The organism is Massilia cavernae, from assembly GCF_003590855.1.
In the GTDB taxonomy this organism is placed as follows: Bacteria; Pseudomonadota; Gammaproteobacteria; order Burkholderiales; family Burkholderiaceae_D; genus Telluria_A; species Telluria_A cavernae.
Genome location: NZ_QYUP01000165.1, coordinates 1 through 11,860, shown reverse-complemented (window position 1 = coordinate 11,860; position 11,860 = coordinate 1). Strand labels below are relative to the sequence as shown.

The 11,860-nt window shown below is 65.8% G+C and carries 11 protein-coding genes; 3 read left to right on the top strand and 8 right to left on the bottom strand.

Going from position 1 to position 11,860, the window contains the following annotated elements; genetic code table 11:
- The 7 genes from D3872_RS26790 to D3872_RS25380 all read right to left on the bottom strand — a co-directional run.
- The coding region (locus tag D3872_RS26790) for a cytidine deaminase family protein (RefSeq protein ID WP_370660986.1) at nucleotides 1-133 on the bottom strand (133 nt) is incomplete at its 3' end.
- A 2-nt stretch (nucleotides 134-135) separates the two neighbouring features.
- Complete coding sequence (deoA, locus tag D3872_RS22135; RefSeq protein WP_119812815.1) at nucleotides 136-1,467, bottom strand: thymidine phosphorylase; 1,332 nt, start codon at nucleotides 1,465-1,467, stop codon at nucleotides 136-138.
- 65 nt (nucleotides 1,468-1,532) lie between these two features.
- Nucleotides 1,533-3,911 (bottom strand): aldehyde dehydrogenase family protein, encoded by a 2,379-nt coding sequence (locus D3872_RS22130; RefSeq protein ID WP_370660985.1) that lies wholly within the window; start codon nucleotides 3,909-3,911, stop codon nucleotides 1,533-1,535.
- A gap of 18 nt (nucleotides 3,912-3,929) precedes the next feature.
- Complete coding sequence (gene deoC / locus D3872_RS22125; RefSeq protein ID WP_119812813.1) at nucleotides 3,930-4,886, bottom strand: deoxyribose-phosphate aldolase; 957 nt, start codon at nucleotides 4,884-4,886, stop codon at nucleotides 3,930-3,932.
- Complete coding sequence (locus D3872_RS22120) at nucleotides 4,883-6,076, bottom strand: phosphopentomutase (protein ID WP_119812812.1); 1,194 nt, start codon at nucleotides 6,074-6,076, stop codon at nucleotides 4,883-4,885. The genes deoC and D3872_RS22120 overlap by 4 nt, the downstream gene beginning before the upstream one ends.
- A gap of 45 nt (nucleotides 6,077-6,121) precedes the next feature.
- Nucleotides 6,122-6,964: a xanthosine phosphorylase gene (gene xapA / locus D3872_RS22115; RefSeq protein WP_119812811.1), complete on the bottom strand. Its 843-nt coding sequence runs from the start codon at nucleotides 6,962-6,964 to the stop codon at nucleotides 6,122-6,124.
- 314 nt (nucleotides 6,965-7,278) lie between these two features.
- Nucleotides 7,279-7,464, bottom strand: coding sequence for a hypothetical protein (locus D3872_RS25380; protein ID WP_147373963.1), 186 nt, complete (start codon nucleotides 7,462-7,464; stop codon nucleotides 7,279-7,281).
- Nucleotides 7,465-7,617: 153 nt separating this feature from the next.
- Between D3872_RS25380 and D3872_RS22110 the strand changes: the two genes are divergently transcribed.
- Genes D3872_RS22110 through D3872_RS22100 form a run of 3 tightly spaced genes read left to right on the top strand, consistent with a single transcriptional unit; the run spans nucleotide 7,618 to nucleotide 10,610 of the window.
- On the top strand, nucleotides 7,618-8,760 hold the full coding sequence (locus D3872_RS22110) for a carbohydrate kinase (RefSeq protein ID WP_119812810.1): 1,143 nt from the start codon (nucleotides 7,618-7,620) through the stop codon (nucleotides 8,758-8,760).
- A gap of 2 nt (nucleotides 8,761-8,762) precedes the next feature.
- Nucleotides 8,763-9,692 (top strand): pseudouridine-5'-phosphate glycosidase, encoded by a 930-nt coding sequence (locus D3872_RS22105; protein WP_119812809.1) that lies wholly within the window; start codon nucleotides 8,763-8,765, stop codon nucleotides 9,690-9,692.
- 15 nt (nucleotides 9,693-9,707) lie between these two features.
- Nucleotides 9,708-10,610, top strand: coding sequence for a LysR family transcriptional regulator (locus tag D3872_RS22100; protein ID WP_119812808.1), 903 nt, complete (start codon nucleotides 9,708-9,710; stop codon nucleotides 10,608-10,610).
- Nucleotides 10,611-10,616: 6 nt separating this feature from the next.
- Here D3872_RS22100 and D3872_RS22095 read toward each other — a convergent pair.
- Nucleotides 10,617-11,860 (bottom strand): DHA2 family efflux MFS transporter permease subunit (locus D3872_RS22095; RefSeq protein ID WP_119812807.1); only part of this gene is annotated, 1,244 nt, incomplete at its 5' end.

The following is an 11,860-nucleotide window of genomic DNA, read 5'->3' as shown; positions in this document are numbered from 1 at the left end:
TTTCGACGTTACAGCCACGGAACACGCGGCCGTCCTTGCATTCGATGGCCGCGCCAACCTTGAAGTTGGAGTAAGGCGTGTAGGCCAGTTCGCGCGCGGCGCGGGCTTCGTCGATCAGTTTTGCATATTTCATTCTTATCCCTTCGATGGACGGATAGTACGGTAAATGATCGGGTTCGCGGCAGGTTTTTCGGCGCCGATACGGTAGGCGGCCTGCACTTCGCGCACGGCCTGCTGGGCCGCCGCTTCGGTGCGAGCGTGGACCATCGCCAGCGGCTGGCCGACGGCAATCGCGTCGCCCAGTTCCGCCAGGCCGGTCAGGCCGACCGCGAAGTCGATCGCGTCTTCCGGACGGCGGCGGCCGCCGCCAAGGCTGACAACGGCCAAGCCAAGGCCGCGGCAGTCGGTCGCGGTGGCGTAGCCTGCTTCCAGCGCCGGAACCGGCAGCACGATCGGCGCCTGCTCCAGGTACTTGTCCGGGTTGTCGACCAGGTCGGCCGGGCCGCCCAGTTGCGCGACCATGCGCGAGAAGCGTTCCGCCGCTTCGCCCGAATCGAGGTCTGCCTGCAGCTTGGCGCGGGCATCGGCTTCGTTTTGCGCGAGGCCGCCAAGGATCAGCATCTCTGCGCACAGCGCCATCGTCACTTCGTGCAGGCGCGCCGGACGCGAACGGCCGGTCAGGTAATCCATCGCCAGGCGTACTTCCAGCGCGTTGCCGGCAACCGGGCCGAGCGACTCGTTCATCTCGGTCAGCAGCGCCGAGGTGCGGGTGCCGGCGCCGTTGCCGACGGCGACAATACTCTCGGCCAGTTCGACCGATTTTTCGTAAGTGGGCATGAAGGCGCCGGAGCCGACCTTCACGTCCATCACCAGCGCGTCGAGGCCCGCCGCCAGCTTCTTGGACAGGATGGAGCCGGTAATCATCGCGACCGATTCGACCGTCGCGGTGGTGTCGCGGATGCTGTAGAAGCGCTTGTCGGCCGGCGCGAGTTGCGCGGTCTGGCCGATGATGGCGACGCCGACTTCCCTGACCACCTTGCGGAACAACTCAGGGTCGGGGACGGTGCAGTAGCCGGGGATCGAGTCGAACTTGTCGAGCGTGCCGCCAGTATGGCCCAGGCCGCGGCCGGAGATCATCGGAACGAAGCCACCGCAGGCGGCGATCATCGGGCCGAGCATCAGCGACACCACGTCGCCGACGCCGCCGGTGGAGTGCTTGTCGACGACCGGGCCTGGCAGGTTCAGGGATTTCCATTCCATGACCTGGCCGGAATCGCGCATCGCCAGCGTGAAGGCGACGCGTTCGTCCATGTTCATGTCGTTGAAGTAGACGGCCATCGCGAGTGCCGCGATCTGGCCTTCGGTGACGCTGCCGTTCGGGATGCCGCGCACGAAGAACTGGATCTCTTCGGCGGTCAGTGCGCCGCCGTCGCGCTTTTTGCGGATGATTTCCTGAGTCAGAAACATTATTGTTTGCTCCAAAACGTCGTTCCCGCGGAAGCGGGAACGACGATGTTATTGTCCCGGGCGGCTTAAACGCCGTAAGGGATCCACACGTTCTTGACCTGGCTCGCGTGCTGTAGCACGGTGCGGCCGCAGGCCTGCTTCGCATCGAACCAGTCACGGCCCTTGCCGCCGCCAACCCAGGTGCGCTTCAGCGTCTCGGACGACAGGCGCTCGACCTCGGCGCAGCCTTCCGCCGAACCGTCGTGGCGCCACAGCGCATCGATGTCGCCGTGCGCAGCCATCGTGCGCGCCAGCTCGTCGGCCGAACCGGTGACGATGTTCAGCGCGCCGCCCGGCAGGTCGGAGGTGTCCAGCACCTGGTACAGGTCGGTCGCCGACAGCGGATGCGCTTCCGACGGCACCGCAATCACGCGGTTGCCCAGCGCCAGCGCTGGTGCGACCAGCGAGATAAAGCCCAGCAGCGGGTTCTCGTTCGGGCAGATCACGCCGATCACGCCGACCGGCTCGTTCAGTGCCACGGTGATGCCGTGCATCGGCGGCTGGTGCGCCTGGCCGTCGTACTTGTCGGCCCACGCCGCCCAGTAGAACAGGCGCTCGATCGAAGCAGCGACTTCGCGCTCAGGATTCTTCACGCCGGTCATCGCGGCCAGGCGGGCTGCGAATTCCTCTGCGCGGATCGCCAGGTTTTCGGCGATGTAGTACAGCACCTGCGCGCGGTTGTGCGCGGTGGCCTTCGACCAGCCGGACGCCTTGTGCGCCGCTTCGACGGCGTTGCGGATGTCCTTGCGGTTGCCTTCGCCGACGTCGGCCAGGAAGGCGCCGTTGGCGCCGGCGATCGCGCGGCTGTAGGCGCCGTCAGGACGCGCCTGCTTGCCGCCGATGTACAGCTTGGCGGTGCGGTCGACCGCGAACGGGTTGCCCGATTCAATCGACTTGACCTTGCCCTTTTCGGCGACGATAGGCGCGCTTGGGCGTGCATCTTCCGACAGCGGCGTCAGGTACTCGTACATGCCTTCCTTGCCGCCTTCGCGGCCGAAGCCAGATTCCTTGTAGCCGCCGAAGCCGCAGGCTGCGTCGAACTGGTTGGCGGTGTTGATCCACACCACGCCGGCCTTGATCTGCGGCGCCACGTCCAGCGCCAGCGAGATCGATTCCGACCATACGCAGGCCGCCAGGCCGTAAACGGTGTTGTTGGCCAGCTGGACCGCTTCGCCGGGGGTGCGGAAGCTCATCGCCACCAGGACCGGTCCGAAGATCTCGGTCTGCGACACGGCGGCCGACGTCGACGCGCCGGTGATCAGGGTCGGCAGGTACCACGAGCCTGCGCTTGGCGCTTCGCACGCCGGCTGCCAGACTTCGCAGCCTTCGGCGCGGGCCGATTCCACAAAGCCGTGGATGCGCTGCTGCTGCACCGGATCGACCAGGGCGCCGATGTCGTTCGACTTGTCGAGCGGCGAGCCGACGCGCAGGTTCTGCATGCGCACCTTGATCTTGGCGATGAAACGGTCGTACACCGATTCCTGCACCAGCAGGCGCGAGCCGGCGCAGCAGACCTGGCCCTGGTTGAACCAGATCGAATCGACCAGGCCTTCGACTGCCGCATCCAGGTCGGCGTCGTCGAACACGATGAACGGCGACTTGCCGCCCAGTTCAAGGGACAGCTTCTTGCCGCTGCCTGCGGTCGCCTTGCGGATGATGCGGCCCACTTCGGTCGAGCCGGTAAAGGCCAGCTTGTCGATGCCAGCGTGGTTGACGATCGCTTCGCCCACGCGGCCGTCGCCGGTGACGACGTTGACCACGCCCGCAGGCACGCCGGCCTGCTGGCAGATCTCGGCGAACAGCAGCGCAGTCAGCGAGGTGTACTCGGCCGGCTTGAAGATGATGGTGTTACCGGCGGCCAGCGCAGGCGCGATTTTCCAGGCCAGCATCAGGACCGGGAAGTTCCACGGCACGATCTGGCCGACCACGCCCACCGCGCGGTAGTCGGCGAATTCTTCCGACTGCAACTGCGCCCAGCCTGCGTGATGGTAGAAGTGGCGCGCGGCCAGCGGCAGGTCGGCGTCGCGGGTTTCGCGGATGGTCTTGCCGTTGTCCAGCGTTTCGAGCACCGCGAACAGGCGCGAGTGCTTTTGCAGCAGGCGCGCGATCGCGTACATGATCTTGGCGCGGCCGTGGCCACCCAGGGCGACCCAGCCCGGCTGCGCGCGGCGCGCGGCTTCGACGGCACGGTCGACGTCTTGCGAGGTCGCCTGCGTCACCTGCGCCAGTTCCGTGCCGTCGGCCGGGTTGTTGGAGGCGAAGGTGTCGGTGGCGTCGGTCCACGCGTTGTCGATGAACAGGCCGAAACGGCGTCCATGCTGGTCCAGCCACGCCTGGGCTTCTTTGGTGCTTTCGGGTGCGGGGCCGTAGTCCATAGTCTGGAGAATCTCTTTAATTGTTGGCATGACGAATCCGTTCGGTGTTTAAGGTTGCGCGTGGCGATGTGCGGCCGAGTAGGCGCCGGTGACGTAGTGCTCGAGCTGGCGCTCGATGTCGGTCATCAGGCTCGACGCGCCGATGCGGAACAGGTGCGGCTGCAGCCAGTCGTTGCCCAGTTCTTCCTTCATCACGGTCAGGTACTGCAGCGCGCTCTTCGCGGTGGACACACCGCCGGCCGGCTTGTAGCCAACCTGGAAACCGGTCTGCTCGTAGTATTCGCGGATCGCGCGCACCATCACCAGCGATACCGGGATGGTGGCGTTGACGCCTTCCTTGCCGGTCGAGGTCTTGATGAAATCGGCGCCGGCCATCATGCAGACCCACGAGGCCTTGGCCACGTTGTCCAGCGTGACCAGGTCGCCGGTGGCGAGGATCGCCTTCACGTGCGCATCGCCGCAGGCCTTGCGGTAGGCCAGCATCTCGTCGTACAGCGCCTGCCAGTTACCGGTCAGGACGTGCTGGCGGGTGATGACGATATCGATCTCGGTCGCGCCCGCGGCCACCGACAGTTCGATCTCGCGGATCTTGGTCTCGAGGCTGGACAGGCCGGCCGGGAAGGCGGTCGACACGGCGGCGATCGGCAGGCGGCCCTGCAGGATCTTGGCGGCCGGCTGGATCATCTCGTGGTACACGCAAACGGCGCCGGTGGTCAGCGACTCCAGGCCCAGGGCCTGCATCAGGTCCGCGCGCAGGGGACGCAGCGCCTTCATGCACAGGCGCTCGACGCGGCCCGGCGTATCGTCGCCGCCCAGCGTGGTCAGGTCCATGCACTGCACCGCGCGGATCAGCCACGCGGCCTGGTACTCCTTCTTCACCGTGCGGCGGTTCGCCAGGCTGGCGGCGCGGCGGTCGGCCGCATTGCGGTTGACCTTGATGTGGTTCACCCACCCGAGGTCGAGGCCGACGGCGGTGTTGCGTTTGAAGTCCAGGTTCTGGGTCATATTAGTGCGGTTCCGTTGGAGAGGGGTTTGACGCCGAGGTGCTTGGCCAGCGTGGCGCCGATGTCCGAGAAGGTCTCGGACATCGGCAGTTCCTGCGGCTTGACGGCCGGGCCGAAGAAGATCATCGGGATGTGTTCGCGGGTGTGGTCCGAACCCGGCCAGCTCGGGTCGCAGCCATGGTCGGCGGTGATCACGACCATGTCGCCTTCCTTCAGCTGAGCCATGAATTCCGGCAGGCGCGCGTCGAGTTCGTGCAATGCGTTGGAGTAGCCCGGTACGTCGCGGCGGTGGCCGAACATCATGTCGAAATCGACGAAGTTCACGAAGGTGAGCGACTTGTCGCCCGCTTCGCCGGTGACCTTCATCAGCGCGTCGAACAGCGCCATGTTGTCGACGCCCTTGACCATGCGCGATACGCCCTTGGTGGCGAAGATGTCGCTGATCTTGCCCAGCGCGATCACCTCGCCGCCTTCGTCATGGACGTGGTCGAGCAGGGTTTTCGCCGGCGGCGGCACGGCGTAGTCGTGGCGGTTGCTGGTGCGGCGGTAGTCGCCGTTCGAGCCCAGGAACGGGCGCGCGATCACGCGGCCGATGTTGTATGGCTTGACCAGCTCGTACGCCGCTTCGCACATGGCGTACAGCTTGTCGAGGCCAAAGTGCTCTTCGTGCGCCGCGATCTGCAGCACCGAGTCGGCCGAGGTGTACAGGATCGGCTTGCCGGTGGCGACCGATTCGTCGCCCAGCTGGTTGATGATTTCGGTGCCGGACGCGTGGCAGTTGCCGAGGAAGCCGGGCACGCCCGTCATTTCCTGCAGCTTGTCGGTCAGCTCCTGCGGGAACGACGGTACGGTGCGCGGGAAGTAGCCCCAGTCGAATTCCACCGGCACGCCGGCAATTTCCCAATGGCCGCTCTGGGTGTCCTTGCCGGTCGAGCGCTCGCGCGCCGCGCCCCAGGCGCCGGTGAAGCCGTCGCGCTTGTCGAAGCCGGCGGCCCACTCGCCGCTGGCCTTGTGGGCGGCTGCGGCCAGGCCCAGGCTTTCGAGGTTAGGCAGCGACATCGGCTTGCCTTGCTGCGCGGCCCAGGCGGCGATGTGGCCGAAGGTATTGGCGCCGGTATCGCCGTACTTGGCGGCGTCCGGCGTCGCGCCGAGTCCGAAGGAGTCCAGCAGGAGGATGAATGCGCGTGACATGTTATCGCTCGCTATATAAAAAGTGATCGGGACAGTCTAGGCCAATTACGCTGCGTCGCGCGGGGTTTTCGCCAAGCGCTCGAGGAAGGCCAGGATCAGGGTTACCAGGTCCTTGGCGCCGATGGCGGCGTACTTCAGGGTCTGCTCGTGCGACAGCGCGAAGGGCGACATGCCTTCGGCCAGGTTGGTGATGACCGATACGGCGGTGACCTTCAGGCCGCAGTGGCGCGCCGAGATCACTTCCGGCACCACCGACATGCCGACCACGTCGGCGCCGAGGCGTCCCATCATGCGGATCTCGGCGGCGGTCTCGAAGTTCGGGCCCGGATAAGCGACGAACACGCCTTCATGCAGGGTGATGCCCTTGTCGGCCGCGGTCTGCTTGACCAGGCCGCGGATGTCCGCGTCGTAGGCGTTGGACATGCTGAAGAAGCGCGGGCCGAAGCGGTCGTCGTTCTTGCCGACCATCGGCGTGCCCGGCAGCAAGTTGATATGGTCGGTCAGCGCGACCAGGCTGCCCGCATCGACTTCAGGGCGTAGCGAACCCGCGGCATTGGTCACGAACAGCATCTCGCAGCGCAGCAGCTTCATGGTGCGCACGGCGCTGGTCATCACGCCCATGCCGTAGCCTTCGTAGAAGTGGCCACGGCCCTTCATGCACACCACGTCCACGCCCGCCAGGTTACCCATCACCAGTTCGCCGGCGTGGCCATGGACGGTGCTGATCGGGAAGCCAGGCAGTTCGTCGAAGCCGATCGACACTGCATCGGTCATCTGCTCTGCCAGCACGCCCAGGCCGGAACCGAGGATCATCGCCACGCGCGGTTCAAAACCGGGTTTGCGGGCGCGGATGACTTCGACGGCGTCAAAAGGGGTGTTGTCGGACATGGTTTTCCTTGTGGTGTTCTTGGTGGTAGCGGGCCCGGCGGCGCCAGTAATGCGAAACGCGGCGCCCAGACGATTGCGTGGTGGCGCCGCGTGGCTGAAGTGGGGCTTGCTAAATATTATAACTATGCATTACGCTCGATATGTACGGCAAATACCATTTTTCTTGGCTATTTATTTGGATGTCGTATAAATCAGGGAGGGCTTCGGATGAGGCGGGAACCCATGCCGAGCCCGCTGGACCAACACAGTGTAGAAGTCCGCGGCAAGGCCGCAGTGCCGGTGACGGGCGCCGGCGAAATGTAAGCGATTACTTACTAGCGGTCGCGCTGGCGATGCAGGTTGGCGGCGCTGTCGTTGCCGCGGGCATCCTTGACGCGGTAGTCGTCACCCAGGTTGCCGCCGGTTTTCACGTCGTCGTTGTGCTGCCGCTCATTGCGCTCGCGCTCCACCTCGAGCTCGACGCGGGAGTCCGGGTTCCGGGGAGCTGGCTTCGTATTCATGATGTCCTGTCTTGTGTGGTGGGGTGCTATGGAAGTATCTGGAAATCGCGCCGCCAGAACCGTTCGTTGGCACACATACCACAATTAAAGTGATTTGACATGGCTTGAACAACTGTTTATAATTCAAAACAAATGTTTATCCGATTGCGAACCGTGACCGAACTCAGCAAAAAAGACCAGCTCTACGCACTGATCCGCGCCAACCCCTTCATTTCGCAGCAAGACCTTGCGCAAGAGCTCGGACTGTCGCGCTCCGCCGTCGCCGGCCATATCGCGGGACTGATCCGCGAGCGCCGCCTGCTCGGCCGGGCGTATGTACTGGCGGACCGCCGCCCGGTCGTCTGCATCGGCGCAGCCAACCTCGACCGCAAGTTGCGCTCAACCGGTCCCCTGCAGATGGGCACCTCGAATCCCGCGCGCCAGGACGAATCGTTTGGCGGCGTGGCCCGCAACATCGCCGAAAACCTGGCGCGGCTTGGCGCCCCGGTAGGTCTTGTCACCGCCGTCGGCAGCGACGCATCCGGCGCCGCCCTGCTCGCGCACGCGGAAGGCGCTGGCATCGATACGCGCGGCAGCCTGCGCCTCGGCGGCAGCTACAGCGGCACCTATACCGCCATCCTCGACCAGCAAGGCGACATGCTGCTGGCGCTGGCGGACATGGCGCTGTACGACCAGCTGACGCCGGAGTTCATCGCCCGGGTCCAGCCGCAGCGCGCCGGCGCCGCGCTTACCGTGGCCGACCTGAACCTCCCGCACGACACCGTGCGCGCGCTGCTCGATGACGCCGCGCGCGACTCCGTGCCGCTGGTGGTGGTGGCGGTATCGCAGCCGAAGATGGACCGGCTGCCGCTGGACCTGACCGGCCTGCGCCTGCTGATACTGAACCAGGGCGAACTTGAAACGCGCACTGGCAAGCCGATTTCCGGCGACGCCGACCTGGCGGCCGCCTGCGCCGCCGTCCAGGCGCAAGGCGCGCAGGACATCATCGTCACGCGCGGCGCCGGCGGTGTCAGCTTCACCACCGCGAACGGCATCGCCCACCTTCCGGCGCTCGCCGCGAACGTCGTCGACGTCACCGGCGCCGGCGACTCCTTCGCCGCGGCGGTGTGCTGGACGCTCTACCAGGGCGGCAGCGACCTTGCCCAGGCCTGCAGGCGCGGCCTGCACCTCTCCTCCATGACGGTGGCCTGCGCGGAAACCGTCTCACCTGCCCTCGCGCCCGATTCGCTCGACGCCATCGACGCGCTCTTTTCAACGCCGGGCGAACAGCCGTTCAACGCCCTCTACAAGGATTGACCATGCACCAGTTCCTCTTGTTTTCCCCCGAAGTAGCCGCCGCGCGCGCCGCCGGCAAGCCGGTCGTCGCACTCGAATCGACCATCATCTCGCACGGCATGCCGTACCCGCAGAACGTGACGACGGCAAAGGAGGTCGAGCAGATCATCCGCGACGCCGGCGCTGTGCCGGCCACCATCGCCATCATCGACGGCAAGATCTGCGTCGGCCTGTCCGACCAGCAGCTTGAACTGCTGGGAAGCTCGCCGGACGCGATGAAGGTGAGCCGGCGCGACCTGCCCTACGCGCTGTCGACGCGCAGCCTGGGGGCCACCACCGTGGCGGCGACCATGATCTGCGCCGCGCTGGCCGGCATCCGCGTGTTCGTCACCGGCGGCATCGGCGGCGTGCACCGCGGCGCCGAGACCAGCTTCGACATTTCGGCCGACCTGCAGGAACTGGCGAATACCGACGTGGCGGTGGTATGCGCAGGCGTCAAATCCATCCTCGACATCGGCCTCACGCTCGAATACCTCGAAACGCATGGCGTGCCGGTGATCAGCGTAGGCCAGCCGGGCTTCCCTGCCTTCTTCACGCGCGACAGCGGCTTCAAGGCCGACTTCCAGCTCGATACCGCGCTGGAGCAGGCCGCCTTCATCCAGACCAAATGGCAGCTGGGCCTTCACGGCGGCGTCGTCGTCAGCAATCCGGTGCCGGAGGCATCAGCAATGCCGAAGGACGAGATCGACCGCATCACCTTGCAGGCGCTGGCCGAAGCCGATGCGGGCGGCGTGACCGGCAAGGCAGTGACGCCGTTCCTGCTGGACCGCATCAAGCAGCTGACCGCAGGCCGCAGCCTTGCGACCAACATCGCGCTGGTGAAACACAACGCACTGGTTGGCGCGCAGCTTGCGGCCGCCATGCACGACCTGCCCGGAATGCAAGCGATCTAAACCAGGAACACCGCCATGTCCATCGACCTGAAACAGCTGAAGTACTTCCTCGCGGTCGCCGAGGAAAAGAGCTTCAGCCGCGCCGCCGAACGGCTGCACATCTCGCAGCCGCCACTGAGCCAGCAGATCATGAAGCTGGAAGCCGAACTTGGCGTCAAACTGTTCGCGCGCACCACGCGCACTTTCGAACTGACAGTGGCCGGCAAGGCGCTGATGGTGGAAGCGGCCGAACTGCTGGCGCGGATGCGCATGACGATCGACACCGTGCGCCAGATCGACCGCGGCGAAGTCGGACGGCTGCGCGTCGGCATCGTGGGTTCGGCGATGTGGGGCCCGATCCCGAGCCTGCTGGAGGAATTCCAGACCAAGTTCCCGAACGTGACATGGACGCTGCACGAGTCGGGGCCGCCGGTGCAGTACGACGCGCTGCGCGGCAGGCAGATCGACGTCGGCTTCTGGCGCGAACCCAGGCTCGACGACGACGAGCTAAGGAACGGCAACCTGCATCAGGAGCTCTGCTTCCGCGAGAACGTGTGCGTGGCGGTGAACGAGCATCACCCGCTGGCCAAGCGACCGCACATCGAGTTGATGGACATCGCGAACGAACCGATGCTGACGCTGGCCCTGGACAAGTCGTCGTTCCCGCGCTACCTGATCCAGTGCTGCGTCGACGCCGGTTTCCAGCCGACGATCTTCCAGGAGGCGAGCGAGCCGCAGACGCTGCTGGCGATGGTGGGCGTGGGGCTCGGCGTGACCCTGGTCCCGGAGACCACCAGCCGCATCGGCTGGCCGGGCGTGATCTTCTTGCCGATCAAGACCAATCCGCCGTCGGCGAATTTGTATGTGGCTTATTCGACGCAGGACGATGCGCCCGTTGTGCGGGCGTTCCTGAACATCATCAATCCGCCGGCGGCATAGGCGGCTCTAGTGCCCGCCCGCCCCCGGATCGACCACCCGCGTCGGCTTCGGCGCCAGCCAGATCACCGATGCCGCCACGACGAACAACACGCTGACAACCGCAAATACCTGGTTCGTCGCCAGCGTCACGCTCTCGGCGACGATCATCCCGTCAAGCGCCTGCAGCACCGCATCCGCCGCCATCCCTGCTCCTTCCAGCGTCGACCTTACGCTGTTGTCCGCATCGGCCAGCCCCACCAGTTCGGCGTGATGCCTGGTAGCCTGGTCCTGCCATGAGGTGGTGACCACCGACGTCGCAAAAGCGCCCGACAAGGTCCGCAGGAAGTTCATCAGTCCCGCCGCATTCGCCATCTCGTGCTCCTCCACGCTGGCCATCGCCAGCCCGGTGGTCGGGATGAAGAAGAACGGCAACCCAAGACCCATCACCATCAGCGGTATCGCGATGTCCCAGAAGCCCATGCCGCTGGTGGCCACGGTGCGCCACGCCGTCACTGCCCCCAGCAGCAGCACGCCGCCGAAGATCAGCCGGCGCGGATCGACCTTCGCGCTCAGGCCCGCGGCCAGCGGCGCCACACACACGGCGAACACGCCGGTCCATGCGGTTGCCAGGCCCGCCTGTGTCGACGTGTAGCCCATGAAGCTTTGCAGCCACAGCGGCGTCAGCACATTGATGCCGAAGAAGGCGGCAAACGCCAGGCTGATGGTCAGCACGCTGACGCTGAAGCCCCTGTGCCGGAACACCCGCAGGTCGACAATCGGATGCTCCGCGTGCAGCTCCCAGATCAGGAAGGCGGCAAAACCGATGGCGGCGATACAAGCCAGCGCCACGATCTGGCCGGACGCGAACCAGTCGAGGTTCTTGCCTTCGTCCAGCATCAGCTGCAGCGAGCCGACCCAGATCACCAGCAGCACCAGGCCCACCACGTCGATCGAGTTGCGCAGCAGCGCACCTTCATACCGTTTGAGAAGGCGCCAGCCCATGAAGGCGCAGGCAGCGGCAATCGGCACGTTGATGAAGAAGATCCACGGCCACGAATATTCGTCGCACAGGTAGCCGCCGAGGATAGGCCCCAGCACCGGCGCGATCAGGGTAGTCATCGACCACAGGCCGATCGCGGCAGGCGCCTTCTCGGCCGGGAATATCCGCAGCAGCAGGGTCTGCGACAGCGGCATCAACGGGCCGGCCGCAAAGCCCTGGCAAATGCGCGCCATGACCAGCATGCCGAGCGAGTTCGCCATGCCGCACAGGG

Bases quoted from the DNA above. Each gene is read 5' to 3' on its own strand.
- D3872_RS22100 (WP_119812808.1), top strand. From the start codon at position 9,708: ATGTCCATCGACCTGAAACAGCTGAAGTACTTCCTCGCGGTCGCCGAG.
- deoC (WP_119812813.1), bottom strand. From the start codon at position 4,886: ATGACCCAGAACCTGGACTTCAAACGCAACACCGCCGTCGGCCTCGAC.
- D3872_RS22120 (WP_119812812.1), bottom strand. From the start codon at position 6,076: ATGTCACGCGCATTCATCCTCCTGCTGGACTCCTTCGGACTCGGCGCG.
- xapA (WP_119812811.1), bottom strand. From the start codon at position 6,964: ATGTCCGACAACACCCCTTTTGACGCCGTCGAAGTCATCCGCGCCCGC.
- deoA (WP_119812815.1), bottom strand. From the start codon at position 1,467: ATGTTTCTGACTCAGGAAATCATCCGCAAAAAGCGCGACGGCGGCGCA.
- D3872_RS25380 (WP_147373963.1), bottom strand. From the start codon at position 7,464: ATGAATACGAAGCCAGCTCCCCGGAACCCGGACTCCCGCGTCGAGCTC.
- D3872_RS22105 (WP_119812809.1), top strand. From the start codon at position 8,763: ATGCACCAGTTCCTCTTGTTTTCCCCCGAAGTAGCCGCCGCGCGCGCC.
- D3872_RS22130 (WP_370660985.1), bottom strand. From the start codon at position 3,911: ATGCCAACAATTAAAGAGATTCTCCAGACTATGGACTACGGCCCCGCA.